The 14,022-nt window shown below is 63.3% G+C and carries 16 protein-coding genes; 5 read left to right on the plus strand and 11 right to left on the minus strand.

Features of this window, described 5'->3' with window-relative positions:
* Positions 1–213: 213 nt before the first annotated feature.
* From B0E42_RS03560 to B0E42_RS03610, 11 genes are all read right to left on the minus strand, one after another.
* A complete protein-coding gene (locus B0E42_RS03560) occupies positions 214–1,710 on the minus strand; it encodes a nitrite reductase (protein WP_077505699.1) in 1,497 nt (498 codons plus the stop codon).
* Entirely contained in the window at positions 1,707–2,549 is an 843-nt protein-coding gene (gene cobA / locus B0E42_RS03565; protein ID WP_077505701.1) for a uroporphyrinogen-III C-methyltransferase, read from the minus strand. Before cobA ends, B0E42_RS03560 begins: the two co-directional genes overlap by 4 nt.
* Before the next feature lie 40 nt (positions 2,550–2,589).
* A complete protein-coding gene (gene nirJ, locus B0E42_RS03570) occupies positions 2,590–3,768 on the minus strand; it encodes a heme d1 biosynthesis radical SAM protein NirJ (RefSeq protein WP_077505703.1) in 1,179 nt (392 codons plus the stop codon).
* A 505-nt stretch (positions 3,769–4,273) separates the two neighbouring features.
* On the minus strand, positions 4,274–4,843 hold the full coding sequence (locus tag B0E42_RS03575) for an Lrp/AsnC family transcriptional regulator (RefSeq protein ID WP_077505705.1): 570 nt from the start codon (positions 4,841–4,843) through the stop codon (positions 4,274–4,276).
* Positions 4,818–5,261, minus strand: a complete 444-nt coding sequence (locus B0E42_RS03580) for an Lrp/AsnC family transcriptional regulator (protein ID WP_018613495.1) — start codon at positions 5,259–5,261, stop codon at positions 4,818–4,820. The genes B0E42_RS03575 and B0E42_RS03580 overlap by 26 nt, the downstream gene beginning before the upstream one ends.
* Complete coding sequence (locus tag B0E42_RS03585; protein ID WP_014339153.1) at positions 5,254–5,766, minus strand: Lrp/AsnC family transcriptional regulator; 513 nt, start codon at positions 5,764–5,766, stop codon at positions 5,254–5,256. Before B0E42_RS03585 ends, B0E42_RS03580 begins: the two co-directional genes overlap by 8 nt.
* Positions 5,763–6,221 (minus strand): Lrp/AsnC family transcriptional regulator, encoded by a 459-nt coding sequence (locus B0E42_RS03590; protein WP_018613493.1) that lies wholly within the window; start codon positions 6,219–6,221, stop codon positions 5,763–5,765. Before B0E42_RS03590 ends, B0E42_RS03585 begins: the two co-directional genes overlap by 4 nt.
* A 2-nt stretch (positions 6,222–6,223) precedes the next feature.
* On the minus strand, positions 6,224–7,402 hold the full coding sequence (locus B0E42_RS03595) for a cytochrome D1 domain-containing protein (protein ID WP_077505707.1): 1,179 nt from the start codon (positions 7,400–7,402) through the stop codon (positions 6,224–6,226).
* Positions 7,399–7,728, minus strand: a complete 330-nt coding sequence (locus tag B0E42_RS03600) for a cytochrome c (RefSeq protein ID WP_024616180.1) — start codon at positions 7,726–7,728, stop codon at positions 7,399–7,401. Before B0E42_RS03600 ends, B0E42_RS03595 begins: the two co-directional genes overlap by 4 nt.
* 185 nt (positions 7,729–7,913) lie before the next feature.
* The gene (locus B0E42_RS03605; RefSeq protein WP_018613488.1) at positions 7,914–8,222 is read right to left on the minus strand and encodes a c-type cytochrome; all 309 of its coding nucleotides are present in this window, start codon (positions 8,220–8,222) and stop codon (positions 7,914–7,916) included.
* Positions 8,223–8,246: 24 nt separating this feature from the next.
* Positions 8,247–9,926, minus strand: coding sequence for a cytochrome D1 domain-containing protein (locus B0E42_RS03610; RefSeq protein WP_077505709.1), 1,680 nt, complete (start codon positions 9,924–9,926; stop codon positions 8,247–8,249).
* Between the two features lie 198 nt (positions 9,927–10,124).
* Here B0E42_RS03610 and B0E42_RS03615 point away from each other — a divergent pair, with 198 nt between their 5' ends.
* From B0E42_RS03615 to B0E42_RS03635, 5 genes are all read left to right on the plus strand, one after another.
* Positions 10,125–10,928: a CbbQ/NirQ/NorQ/GpvN family protein gene (locus tag B0E42_RS03615; protein ID WP_018613485.1), complete on the plus strand. Its 804-nt coding sequence runs from the start codon at positions 10,125–10,127 to the stop codon at positions 10,926–10,928.
* A complete protein-coding gene (locus tag B0E42_RS03620; protein WP_077505710.1) occupies positions 10,912–11,496 on the plus strand; it encodes a cytochrome c oxidase subunit 3 family protein in 585 nt (194 codons plus the stop codon). Before B0E42_RS03615 ends, B0E42_RS03620 begins: the two co-directional genes overlap by 17 nt.
* 12 nt (positions 11,497–11,508) lie before the next feature.
* Positions 11,509–11,754 (plus strand): cytochrome C oxidase subunit IV family protein, encoded by a 246-nt coding sequence (locus tag B0E42_RS03625; RefSeq protein WP_018613481.1) that lies wholly within the window; start codon positions 11,509–11,511, stop codon positions 11,752–11,754.
* A 228-nt stretch (positions 11,755–11,982) separates the two neighbouring features.
* Positions 11,983–12,423: a cytochrome c gene (locus tag B0E42_RS03630; protein ID WP_003202495.1), complete on the plus strand. Its 441-nt coding sequence runs from the start codon at positions 11,983–11,985 to the stop codon at positions 12,421–12,423.
* Positions 12,424–12,426: 3 nt separating this feature from the next.
* Positions 12,427–13,854, plus strand: a complete 1,428-nt coding sequence (locus B0E42_RS03635; RefSeq protein WP_024616176.1) for a cbb3-type cytochrome c oxidase subunit I — start codon at positions 12,427–12,429, stop codon at positions 13,852–13,854.
* Positions 13,855–14,022: the final 168 nt, after the last annotated feature.

The following is a 14,022-nucleotide window of genomic DNA, read 5'->3' on the forward strand; positions in this document are numbered from 1 at the left end:
CCGTCTGTGGGAGCAAGGCCTGTGGGAGCAAGGCTTGCCCGCGATGAACGATAACGCGGTCCAGCAGTTCGACCGCGGCGCGGCTATCGCGGGCAAGCCTTGCTCCCACAGATAAATCCCCTCGCCACAATAGTCATTCCAACAGGACACCGTCTCAGTCTTTTGTGGCGGGGAAGTTTGCTCCCGGGGGGCTGCGCATCAGCCCCCTTTTTTTCAGTGTGACGTCCCCTCGGCGAACTCGATCTTGTTGCCGACGTTGTATTTGCCCGAAGGCTTGTTCATGGGCAGGCGCTTGATTTCCTTGAGGGTGTTGCTGTCGTAGACGATCAGCGCGCCATCGGTATCCCAGATGCTCAGCAGCAGGTAGCGGCCGTCGCGCGTGAACTCGACGTGGGCGGCGGTTTTTCCGGGCATGGGCCGCAGGGTATGGGCGATTTCCAGGGTCTGTTTGTCGATCAGGTGGATGGCATCGTTGTCCGGGCCGAAGAACACGTCGGTCCAGGCGTAGCGGGAGTTGACGTGGCTGCGCAGGAAGAAACCCGGCCCGAGCGTGGGGATCTGCTTGATGACTTTCCAGGTGTCGAAGTCGATCACCGAAATCAGCCCCTTGCTGATGTTGGGTGTGGCGAACACCCAGTGCCCATAGCGTTTCCAATAGGTCCCCGAGCCCAGGTGCGGCATGCCCGGCAGCGCGATGTCGGTGACGATCCGCCCCGTGTCGAGGTCGATCACCTGGCCGCCCTGGGCCTTGCGCGAGGTGGCGAGCAACTGCCGGTAATCGGGCGAGAAGGAAAAATCATCAAGGAAATCCCCGGCCTCGATCCGCCGGGGCACGAAGTCCGGGTTCGGGCCGGTGGACAGCTCCCAGAGCTCTTTCACATCCTTCAAGGCGACGATGAAGCTGTTGCGCGGCGGCGCGGTATAGACCGCACTGACCCTCGACGCCTGGCCATCCAGCCCCACCGTTGCAATGGTCTTGACCAGTGACAGGTCGCGGGCATCCAGCACCACCAGGTTGCCGGGCAGGGTGTTGCCCACCAGCACCCAGTGTCCGTCCTTGCTCACCGCCAGGTTGCGGGTATTGAGCCCGACCCGCACCTCGGCGATGAGCGTGAGGTTGTGCAGGTCATACAGGCTGATCCAGCCGTCCCGGGAGGCGAAATAGACGAAGCGTCCGTCCGGCGAAAACTTTGGTCCGCCATGCACCGCGAAATGTGAGGCGAAGCGCGCCAGGACCTCGAAACGATCGCCGTCGACGATATCGACGTGATGATCGCCAGCCTCCACCACCACGAACAGGTTCAGCGGGTCGGCGTGGTGCTGGGGTTTATCGGGCAGGCTGGCGACATCCGCCAGCAGGCGATGGCTGCGGCGCGTGTCGTCCTCGCTCCAGGTCGGTTCGACCGCAGGTGGACGCTGGAGATAGTGGGTCAAGCCATCGATCTGCGCAGGCTCCAGCACCGCACCGAACGCCGCCATCTGGCTGGCCGGGCGGCCATTTTCGATCACCTGGCGGATTTCGTCGGGCTTGATCCGACTCAGGCTCTGGGGCAACAGCGCCGGCCCGGCGCCGCCGATGCGATTCACCCCGTGGCATTGCTGGCAGTGTTGCTGGTAGTTCTGTTCGGCCAACGTCAGGTCCGGTTCAGGCGCCGTGGCGCCGTGGACAGCGCCGATCCACAGCAATGGGGCAAGCCAGCCGATTCTCATGAGGCGACCCTCGCGATACTTGGCTGGAGCGGTAGGGCCGGGTGCAGGCGGGCCGGATGCTCCAATACCTGATGGGCAAATAAACCGACCACCTTGCCGATCACCGTCAAGGTCGGCAGGCCCTCGGTGCATGCCAGTGCCATCTGCGGCAATTGCTGGAGGGTGCCGCGCAGGACCTGCTGGTCGGGGCGCGTGCCGTTGCTGATCAGCGCCGCCGGCGTATCAGCCGCCAGGCCCGCCGCGATCAGTTGTGCGGCGATGGTGCCGAGGTTCGACAGACCCATGTAGAACACCAGGGTCTGGCTGTCATCCGCCAGGCTTTGCCAGGGCAGGTTCAAGTCGCCTTCGCGTTGCAAATGACCGGTGATGAAGCGACAGGAGTTAACCAGGTCGCGATGGGTCAGGGGAATGCCGGCATAGGTGCTGCAACCGGCCGCGGCGGTGATGCCAGGCACCACTTGGCAATCGATGCCGCGGGCCAGCAGATACTCCAGCTCCTCGGCGCCGCGACCGAAGATGAACGGATCACCGCCCTTGAGTCGCACCACCCGTTGTCCCTGGTCGGCCAGGTCGGCCAGCAGTTCGTTGATCTGTGGCTGGGGCAGGCTGTGGCAACCGGCGGCCTTGCCGACGTAATGCCGGGCGCAGGTCAGCGGGATCAGGCTGAGCAATTGCGCGCTGATCAAGCGGTCGTAGACCACCGCGTCGGCCTGCATCAACAGGCTCCAGGCGCGCAATGTCAGCAGGCCCGGGTCACCGGGGCCGGCGCCGACCAGGGCGACTTCACCCGGTCTGAAGGACGCTTGCAGGGCAGCGGGCAAAACGATGGAGGCAGGCATGGGACTTCCTTGGTTCGGTATCAGGTTCGCCGTCGGTTGATCAGGCGCAGGGCATCGCAACGCTGGGGATCGCGTGCAAGCCGATTTCTTCGTCGCTGAGGTGGCAGCCGGGGTCCTGGCCCCACAGGTCGCCGTCGGCCCAGGCCCGGGTGCGGGTATTGCCGTTGCAGATCGCCAGCCAGCGGCATTGCCCGCAGCGACCGCCCACGGCCCGTGGGTGTTCGCGCAGTTTCAGCAGCAGGGCATCGGGGCGCTCGAGCCAGAGTGTCTTGAATGGCGTCTGGCGGACATTGCCCACCGAGTGCTGCCACCAGTACGTGTCGGGATGAACCTCGCCGGTATTGTCGATGTTGGCGATGCCGCTACCCGAGGCGTTGCCGCCCCAGGCCCGCAGCATCTGCTCCAGTGCGGCGTAGTGTTGGGGCAGGCGCCGGGATACCCAGTGCAGCAACAGGATCGCGTCGGCGTCGTTGTTGCCGCTGACGAAGTCACTGTCGCGGCCTTGTTCGATGTCGCGCCAGGCCCGTTCGAAGATCAAGGTCATGGCCTCGCGGCTCATCTGCTGGTGGGCATCGAGCTTGCGACTGCGCTTGCCCCGGCCGCTGTAGTTGAGGTGCGACAGGTAGAATTTCTGTACGTCGTACTCATTCATCAAGTCCAGCAAGCGCGGCAACTGGGCATGGTTTTGCTGGGTGAGGGTGGTGCGCAACCCGACCCGGATACCTTGTTCACGGCAGAGCCGGATGGCGGCCATGGAGCTGGCGAAACTGCCCTTGAGCTGACGGAATTCATCGTGGGTCGCTTCCAGGCCGTCGATGCTGATGCCCACGTAATCGAAGTTCGCCGCCGCAATCTGTTCGATATTGGACGTGTCGATCAGCGTGCCGTTGGTGGACAGGGCAAGGAAAAAACCTTTGTTGCGGGCATAGGCGCTGAGTTGGAACAGATCCTCGCGCAACAGCGGTTCGCCGCCGGACAGGATCAACACGCGCACGCCGGCATCGTGCAGGTCGTCGATGACCTGGAGCGCCGCCGCGGTGTCCAGTTCATCGCGAAACACGCTGTCGGCCGACGTTGCATAGCAGTGCTTGCAGGTCAGGTTGCAGCGCCTGAGCAGGTTCCAGATCACCACCGGCGGGCGGCAGCTGCCCGGTGGCGCGACACGTGGGGCGGGGCAATGCCCGGCCAGGGCTCGCAGGTAATGGCTGATCCTCAACATGAGTCGCTCTCCTTTGATGTGGGAAAGGCTTGGTGGGAGCAAGGCTTGCCCGCGATGAAGCCGATGCGGTCCTTCTGGAACCGAGGTGCTTGCTTCGCGAGCAAGCTTTGCTCCCACAGGCGCCAGGCGCAGGCCGGTCTCAACATAAGGTGCTCCTTTGATGTGGGAGCAAGGCTTGGTGGGAGCAAGGCTTGCCCGCGATGAAGCCGATATGGTTCTTCAGGAACCGAGGCGCTTGTTTCGCGAGCAAGCTTTGCTCCCACAGGCGCCAGGCGCAGGCCGGTCTCAACATAAGTCGCTCCGTGGGAGCAAGGCTTGCCCGCGATGAAGCCGATGGGGTTCTTCAGGAACCGAGGCGCTTGTTTCGCGAGCAAGCTTTGCTCCTACAGGTGACAGGCGCAGGCCGGTTTTTTTCAGGATGCGGCTGATCCTCAACATAAGTCGCTCCGTGGGAGCAAGGCTTGGTGGGAGCAAGGCTTGCCCGCGATGAAACCGATGCGGTCCTTCATAAAACCGACGCCCCTGTTTCGCGAGCAAGCTTTGCTCCCACAGGTGACAGGCGCAGGCCGGTTTTTTTCAGGATGCGGCTGCTCACCAGCATGTCGTCGGCGGCGCAGGCGTCCCCCAGCAGGTAGCGCAGGTGTTCGCGGTAGCTGTCGATTTCTTCGCGGCTACGGCCATGGACCATGGCGAACAGGTTGTAGCGCCAGCCGGGCCGGCGCGGGCGCCGGTAGCAGTGGCTGACGAAGGGCTGAGCCCCCAGCAGGGCGCCGAGACGCGAAATGTCGGCATCGGCCACGTCCCAGACCGTCATGCCGTTGTGGCGATAGCCCAGGCGATAGTGATTGGGCACGGCGGCAATGCGGCGGATCGCACCCTCGGCCTGCAGGCGCTTGAGCAGGTCGAGGGTGGATTCCACGCTCAGTTCCAGTTGTTCGGCCAGCCAGGCCCAGGGGTCTTCGAGCAAGGGCAGGCCGGCCTGGGTCAGTTCCACCAGGCGCAGCGCCAACGGTGTTTCATCCAGCCGTGGCGGCGCTTGCCACAAAGACTCAGACGGGGAAATACAGGCCGACATGGTAGGTCTCCTCTTTGGGCAGGTTCAGCGGCACCAGGCCGGTCAGGTGTTCAATGTGCAGCAGGGTGTCGTTGATCGCCTGTTCGCTGGGGCAGGCGAGCACGAACCACATGTTCCAGGTGTGCTCGCGGCGGTAGTTGTGGGCGACCTCGGGCATGTCCGCGAGCAGCTCGGCGATGGCCTCGAAGCGCGGTTCGGGCACCGCCAGCGCCGCCAGGGTGAACGCACCGCCCAGGCGATCGATGTCGAACATCGGACCGAAGCGGGTGAGGACCCCGTCGTTGAGCAACTCATGCAGGCGGTCGAGCAATTCGGTGCTGCTGCTGTCCAGTTCCTGGGCCAGGGCCTGCCAAGGGTGACGCACCAGCGGCAGGCCCAGTTGCAGCCGATTGATCAGGCGACGGTCGAGGTCATCCATCGATACGGGCTCCGGCCGGGGCGGCGAAACGTCCGCCGCATTGCTTGAACAGGTGCGTGCTGAACAGCAACTGGTGGGGCAGGTCGTCCAACTGGTGTTCTTCCAGCAACGCCTGAACCTGGGTCTCGACACGGTCACGCTGGCGACCGTGAATCATGCAAAACAGGTTGTATTGCCACTGGGGCAGGCGCCTGGGGCGTTGGTAGCAAAGGCTGATGCCCGGTGCTTGTCCGAGGCGTCGGCCGACTTCATCGACCAAGGCGTCCGGCACGTCCAGCACCAGCATGGCGTTGGCGGCAAACCCCAAGGCGCGATGGTTGACCACCAGGCCGACACGGCGGAACAGCCCCTGTTCATGCCAATGCTGCACCTGCTCGAGCACCTGCGGCTCACTGGCCTCGATCTGCTCGGCCAGGGCCTGGAAGGGACGCGATGTCAGGGGCAGGCCGGTTTCCAGCAAACGGCGCAGTGCCAGTGACTGTTGTTCGCTCAGGGCGTTTTTCATGGGGTGGCCTCCAGGGCAAAGCCCAGGTCGATGCGGTAGGCGGTCAGCATGGGCAGGTCCAGTGGCGTGAGACCGGTGTCGTTCTCCAGTTCCTGGAGGATGTTTTCCAGGTGGGCACGGTTGGGGCCGGTCAGCACGAACCACAGGTTGTAGCGATGTTCGCGGGCATAGTTGTGATTGACTTCCGGGTATTGGCTGATGCGTGCGGCCACCTGGTGCAAGCGGTCTTCGGGCACGGCCAGGGCGGCCAGGGTGCTGGCCCCGGCCCGGGTGTGTTCGAACACCGGGCCGACCCGCGATAAGGTCCCGGCCACTTGCAGGTGTTGCAGGCAGTCGATGACCTGGGCTTCGCTGCAGCCCAAGGTCTCGGCCATGGCCCGATAGGGCTCGGCGCACAACGGCAGGCCATGCTGGAATTGATCGATCAGGCGCCGGGCCAGTGAGCTGGAAGTCATGGTCAGAACCCCGGCTTGTGCGCGCGACTGCTGAAGAAAATGCCGCTCGGGCTCAGGGCCGGCAGGCTGCCCAGGCGTTCGAGGCGATAAGGATCCCAGACCTGCACCTGACCACCATCCCGGGCGGACAGCCACAACTGGTCACCCCGCGCGGTGAACTCCATGTGCAGCACTGCCGGTCCTGGCCGCAGGTCGGCGACGATGGCGTGGGTCTGGGTGTCGATGACCTGGACGCGGTCGTTGTCCGGGTAGGCAAAGTTGACCCACAGCTGCCGACCGTCCGGACGCGCGGTGACGAACACTGGTTGACCGGCCACGGCGATGGCGTCGGTCTGTTGCCAATCCTGGGCGTTCATCACCAATACCTGGTGATGCCCGACGGCAGGCACGAAGGCTTGCTGGTCGGCCAGGGCCCAGCCCTCCAGATGCGGCATCTTGTACACCGGGAGCCGCGCCTGGCCGCGGCCGTAATGGCCCAGTACCCGTTTCACCCCGTGCTCCGGGTGCCAGAGATCGAGTTGGGCCATGCCGTCTTCACCGAACAGCCCGGCCATGTAATAACGCCCGTCCGGGGTGATCAGGGCGTCGTAGGGTTGCTGGCCGATGGCGGTGAAACGTTCGATACGCGGGCTGAGGCCTTGGCTGAAGTCGGCGGTCCAGATCTCGCCAGTGTCGAACAGGCTGAACACGAAGCGTTGCCCTGGCGCATCCACCAAACCGACCACCCGTGAGCGCTTTTGTCCGCCGGGCAACGGTGTGGCGGGGATGTCGGCGACCTGTTCCAGGGTCTGGGCATCGAACACCTTGACGCCGCCGGGCTCGTAGTTGGAGACGGCGATCAGCTTGCCGTCCTGGCTGATTGCACCGCCGATGCTGTTGCCGCCCTGGATGATCCGGCGTTCGATGCGTGCGCCCAGCAGGTCGACTTTGCTCAGGCCCCCATCGCGGCCGAACACGTAGGCATAGCGCTGGTCGCGGGAGAACACCACCGAGGCGTGGGACAAGTCGCCCAGGCCTTCGACGCGGCCCAGGGCGGTGCGGGTGTCGCTTTCAATGATTTGCAGGCTGCCGGTGGCGCGCTCCACCACCACGCCAAAATCGCCGGTGCCGCGCAACGGTGTCTGGGCGCAACCGCAGAGCAGCAGGGCGATGGCGGTGGAGGAGAGGAAAGAACGGATCATGAGGCGGGTTTTCCTTGAAGGAGCCGGTCCACCAGCCAGCGAATGTCGTCGGGCGCAAGCAACGGTGCCCAACCGGGCATGGCGCTGCCGGGCCGTCCGAGGGTGACGGTGGCGATGAGGCTGTCGCGGGATTTTCCGGCCAGGGCTTCGTGGGTCAGGGGCGGGCCGAGGCCGCCGGTCATGTACAGGCCGTGGCAGGCGCCACAGTCCTGGTCCAGCAGGTGTTGCAATTGGGCCTGGCGCTGGCTGTCGGGAGCGGCCAGCACGCAGGAAGAGAAAACAAAGAGGAGGGTGGTTATCAAGGTTGCAGAGCTGTGTCGTTCCATGACGTCCTCCTGAACAAGAAATAAAGTTGGGCGCGGCCCCTGTGGTGAGGGGATTTATGTGGGAGCAAAGCTTGCTCGCGAAACAGCCGCCTTGATTTCTGAAAGACCGCATCGCCCCCATCGCGGGCAAGCCTTGCTCCCACATCAATCCCATGCCACATGAATTTCCTCGCTACAGGGATGTGTTATTTAAGGGTCAAGACCCACGCCGCCAGGATCTTGGCTTCCTCGTCCGTCACGGGGTTGGCCGGCATCGGCATCGGTCCCCAGTTGCCTTGCGTACCTTCCTTGATGTGCTTGGCGAGTAAATCCTGTGCTCCGGCGACGCCGGCGTTTTTTGCCGCGACCTCCTTGAGCGCCGGACCCACCACCTTGGTATCGATGGCGTGGCAGGCCGCGCAGGGCTTGCTCTTGAACAACGTCGGGCCGTCTTGGGCCAACGCCGGCAGGCTGTAGGCGGCAGTCAAGGCCAGGGCAATCAGAATAGGCTTCATGGTTTTTCCTCTTATTGATGGGGCTCAATAGATGTCGTGTTGGGTGTTGTAGACGTTGAATTTTCCGGTTGGGGTGATCAGGCGTTTGTCCTTGATCACGTTCTTGACCTTGAGGGTCTTGTCGTCGATCACCACCAGCGCCGACTCGTCTTCCTGGCCACTCCAGACCGAGAACCAGACCTCGTCGCCGGCCTTGTTGTATTCCGGTTGCACCACACGCAGCGCGCCTTTCTTGATACCGGCGTACTCGGCAATCGGCAGCACGGTGTAGCCGGCGTCGAGCTTGTCGATGTTGAACACCGCCACCGACTGGCTGAGCTTGGCGTCCGGGCTGAGGGTGGTGTCGACATACAGGTGGCGAGACTGGGGATGAGTCTTGATGAACAACGAGCCGCCCCCCTGGCCCTGGAGCGAACCGACCTGTTTCCAGGCGTATTGCGGGTGATTGACCGGGTCGGTGCCGATCAGCGAAACCCCGGCATCGCCCAAGTGGCTGGTGGCCCAGACCGGTCCGTAGAGGGGGTGGTTGAAGTTGGCGCCGCGTCCAGGGTGCGGGGTCTTGCCAACGTCCACCAGGGCGGTGAGCTTGCGTTCCTTGGAGTCGATCACCGCGACCTTGTTGGAGTTGTTGGCGGCCGTCATGAAGTAGCGATGGCTGCTGTCCCAACCGCCGTCATGCAGGAACGGCGCGGCGTCGATGCTGGTGATGGTGAGGTTCTTGATGTCCTGGTAGTTGACCAGCATCACCTTGCCGGTTTCCTTGACGTTGACGATGAACTCCGGCCATTCGTGGGACGCGATGATGGCCGCGACCCGAGGCTCGGGATGGTATTGCTGGGTGTCGACGGTCATGCCGCGGGTCGAGACGATCTGCTTGGGCTCCAGGGTCTCGCCGTCCATGATGGTGAACTGCGGCGGCCAGTAGGAACCGGCGATGGTGTACTTGTCCTCGTAGCCCTTGAACTTGGAGGTTTCCACCGAGCGGGCCTCGATGCCTACCTTGATTTCCGCGACCTTGGTCGGCTCTTTCGGCCACAGGTCGATCATGTCGATCTTGGCGTCCCGGCCGATTACCAGCAGGTAGCGACCCGAGGCCGAGATGCGCGAGATGTGCACCGCATAACCGGTGTCGATCAGCTTGACGATCTTCTTGCTGTCGCCGTCGATCAGGGCAATCTTGCCGTCGTCGCGCAGGGTCACCGAGAACAGGTTCTGCAGGTTGAGGGTGCTGAGTTGCCTGGTCGGCCGGTCTTCGGGTTTGACCAGCACTTTCCAGGTCTTGCGGGTTTCGGCCATGCCCCATTCCGGAGGGGTCGGTGGGGTGTGCTGGATGAACTTGGCCATCACCGTGATCTGGTCTTTGGTCAGGGCATTGGACGTGCCCCAGTTCGGCATGCCAGCGGCCGAGCCGTAGGTGATCAGCGCCTCCAGGTAGGCCTGGCCGCGCGATTGGGTGATGTCGGGTGTCAGCGGCTTGCCGGTGGCGCCTTTGCGAAGCACGCCGTGGCAGCCGGCGCAGCGCTGGAAGTAGATTTCCTTGGCCGAGTCGAAGTCGGCCTGGCTCAGGTCGGGCGCGCCTTCGGTCTTGACCACGCGGGGTTGTTCCGGCGCAGCGGTTTGGTCGGCGAAGGCGTGGGGGGCGGCCAGCGCTGTACACAGCGCCGTGACCCGCAGGGCCCACGATTTTTTGTGGCTGATCAGCATTCCATTTCTCCTCAGGCGTGACCCGCGCTGCGCTGTAATTGACGTTCGGCGCGCAGGTTCTTGGTGCGTTGCAAGGCTATGCCCGAGGCGGTGGTTAGCCGCTTGACGGCGATCAAGTTTGCCGGCCGCAGCCCTTGCCAGGTTGTCGCAGGGCACCGTAGCGTGGCCTGCAATCGTGTTGTCTGATCAGGTCTTGCCATGAACGCTATCCACACTTTGCAGCACCCCGACGAACCCTTTTATCAACCCCAGGACAACGAGCAGGCGCTGTTCGAACAGGCCTGGCATCACGGCATGCCGGTGCTGATCAAAGGCCCGACCGGCTGCGGCAAGACCCGCTTCGTCCAGCACATGGCTCACCGCCTGAAACTGCCGCTGTACACCGTGGCCTGCCACGATGACTTGAGCGCGGCCGACCTGGTGGGCCGTCACCTGATCGGCGCCCAGGGCACCTGGTGGCAGGACGGGCCCTTGACCCGGGCGGTGCGCGAGGGCGGCATCTGTTATCTGGATGAGGTGGTCGAAGCGCGCCAGGACACGGCCGTGGTGTTGCACCCGCTGGCCGATGATCGTCGGCAGTTGTACCTGGAACGCACTGGCGAAGTACTGCAGGCGCCGCCGTCCTTCATGCTGGTGGTGTCGTACAACCCCGGTTACCAGAACCTGCTCAAGGGCATGAAGCCCAGCACGCGCCAGCGTTTCGTGGCGATGCGCTTTGGCTATCCGGCGGTGGCCGATGAAGAGCGCATCGTCGCCCGCGAGGCGGGGGTGGATCTGGCCCTGGCGGCCCAGGTGGTGCGATTGGGGCAGGCGCTGCGCCGGCTCGACCAGCACGACCTGGAGGAGGTCGCCTCGACGCGCCTGCTGATTTTCGCCGCGCGCATGATCGGCTCCGGCATGGACCCGCGCCAAGCCTGCCTGGCATGCCTGGCCGAGCCGTTGAGCGACGACCCGCAAACCGTTGCCGCGTTGATGGATGTGGTCGATGTCCACTTTGGCTGAAACCGTTGCCGTGCCCCGACGCTTGCCCGGGGACCTGGCGATGTGGTTTTTCATCCTCGCCGAGCTGTCGGTGTTCGCGCTGTTGATCCTGGCGTTCACCGTTGCCCAGGCGTTGCATCCGCAGACTTTCAGCGAAGGCCGGCAATTGCTGGACCGCTCCACGGGCCTGGCGATGACCCTCAGCCTGCTGACCGCTGGCCTGTTCGCCGCCCTGGCCCAGGAGCAAGTCAGGCAGGACCGACCGCGTCGAGCCGCACTGTTGTTGTGGGTGGCCTTGTTGCTCGCCTGCGGCTATGTGGGGATCAAGCTCACGGAGTACGCCCATCTGTTGGCGAACGGCCTGGGGATGGAGCGCAACACGTTCTTCACCTTGTACTGGATCCTCACCGCGTTTCATTTTCTCCATGTGTTGCTGGGCATGGTGATCCTCGCCTGGCTGGCCGAAGGGTGTCGGCGACGTCGTTATGGGGCGCAGCGCAACAGTGGGCTGGAATCCGGCGTGCTGTATTGGCACATGGTCGATCTGGTCTGGGTGCTGCTGTTCCCGGTCGTCTACATCCTTGATTGAGCGGAGGTGCTCATGTCGGCTTCCCGTGTCTTGATTGCATGCTGGATGACGCTGGCGGTGCTGAGCACCGGCACCGTCGCCCTGGGCCAGATCGCGGCTACCGGGCTGGTGTCCATCGCCATCCTGGTGGTCGCGGTGACCAAGGCCTGGCTGATCGCCGACGGCTTCATGGAACTGCGCCACGCGCCGCGATTGTGGCGGTGGTTGGTGTTGAGCTGGGCGGCGCTGCTGGCGATTGCGATCTCACTCGCGATCTGATCGTTCCCACGCTCTGCGTGGGAATGCATCCCGTGACGCTCTGCGTCACCTTCCTGAAGCGGAACGCGGAGCGTCCCTGGCGGCGTTCCCACGCGGGAGCGTGGGAACGATCGAAGCTCATCTGCCCGGAACAACCCACCAAAACCATCGGAGATTCTTGATCGCCATCAAGCGGTTTCCGACCCCTTGCTTCCTAGAATGAACACGCCAAGCAATGAGGAAGTGACCATGTCAGATACCTTCACCAAAGGCATGGCCAGGAATATTTATTTCGGGGGAAGCATCTTCTTTTTCCTGATATTCCTGGCCCTGACCTACCACACGGAACAGACCTTTCCAGAACGCAGCAACCAGGCGCAATTGACGGAATCGGTGATACGCGGCAAGGGCGTCTGGGAGCGCAACAACTGCATCGGCTGCCATACCCTGCTGGGCGAGGGCGCGTACTTTGCGCCGGAGCTGGGCAACGTGGTCAACCGTCGCGGCGGCGATGAAGCCTTCAAGCCGTTCCTGCAGGCCTGGATGAAAATGCAGCCGCTGAACGTTCCGGGTCGTCGGGCCATGCCGCAGTTCAACCTGAGCGAGCAGGAAGTCGACGACATCGCCGAGTTCCTCAAATGGAGCTCGAAAATCAATACCAATGGCTGGCCGCCAAACAAGGAGGGCTGAGAGATGAGCATGGCTAATCCGCATCTGAAATTCGCCTCGCAGGCCGTCGCCAAACCCTACTTCGTGTTCGCCCTGATGCTGTTCCTGGGGCAGGTGTTGTTCGGTTTGATCATGGGCCTGCAATACGTGGTCGGCGACTTCCTGTTCCCGCTGATCCCCTTCAACGTGGCCCGCATGGTCCACACCAACCTGCTGATCGTCTGGCTGCTGTTCGGCTTCATGGGCGCGGCGTATTACCTGATACCGGAGGAGGCCGATCGCGAACTGCACAGCCCGAAACTGGCGCTGTTGCTGTTCTGGGTGTTCGCCGCCGCAGGTGTGGCGACGATCCTGGGCTACCTCTCGGTGCCTTATGCGACGCTGGCGAAGTTCACCGGCAACGACTTGCTGCCGACCATGGGCCGCGAGTTCCTGGAGCAGCCGACCATCACCAAGATGGGCATCGTGGTGGTGTGCCTGGGGTTCCTCTATAACATCGGCATGACCCTGCTCAAAGGTCGCAAGACCACGGTCAGCATGGTGATGATGACCGGCCTGATCGGCCTGGCAGTGTTCTTCCTGTTCTCCTTCTACAACCCGGAAAACCTCGCTCGCGACAAGTACTACTGGTGGTGGGTGGTGCATCTTTGGGTGGAAGGCGTCTGGGAACTGATCATGGGTTCGATGCTCGCTTTCGTCCTGATCAAGATCACCGGCGTGGACCGCGAAGTGGTGGAAAAATGGCTCTACGTGATTATCGCCATGGCGTTGATCACCGGGATCATCGGCACTGGCCACCACTTCTTCTGGATTGGTGCGCCTGAGGTCTGGTTGTGGGTAGGCTCGATCTTCTCGGCACTGGAACCGCTGCCGTTCCTGGCGATGGTGGTCTTCGCCTTCAGCATGGTGAAGAACCGTCGTCGGCACCACCCGAACCGTGCCGCTACCTTGTGGGCCAAGGGCACCACGGTCACCGCGTTCTTCGGCGCGGGCGTCTGGGGTTTCCTGCACACCCTGGCACCGGTCAACTACTACACCCACGGTTCGCAACTGACCGCGGCCCATGGTCACCTGGCCTTCTACGGTGCCTACGCAATGATCGTGATGACGCTGATCAGCTACGCCATGCCACGCTTGCGGGGCTTGGGTGAAGCGGCGGACGAGCGTTCGCAGCGCCTGGAGATCTGGGGCTTCTGGTTGATGACCTTATCGATGGTGATGATCACCTTGTTCCTCACCGCGGCCGGTGTCGTCCAGGTGTGGTTGCAGCGCTGGATGACGGATGGCAGTGCCTTGCCATTCATGGCCACGATGGATCATTTGAAGCCGCTGTTCTGGGCGCGACTGGTCAGCGGCGTCGGGTTCCTGGCCGGGTTGCTCTGCTACCTGTTCAGCTTCCGTCAACGTGGCCGTGCGGCCCTGCGCGCACCGGCGGCGGTGGTGCCTTCGTAAATCACCACAACTACTGAGCCGGACTCATTTGGGGTGAGAGGATTCATGTGGGAGCAAGGCTTGCCCGCGATGGGGGCGATGCGGTCTTCCAGAGATCAAGGCGCCTGTTTCGCGAGCAAGCTTTGCTCCCACATGAATCCCCTCGCCACAATGGGGGCGGCTTAAGAG

Origin of the sequence: Pseudomonas sp. A25(2017) (genome assembly GCF_002001065.1) — a bacterium.
GTDB lineage: Bacteria > Pseudomonadota > Gammaproteobacteria > Pseudomonadales > Pseudomonadaceae > Aquipseudomonas > Aquipseudomonas kilonensis.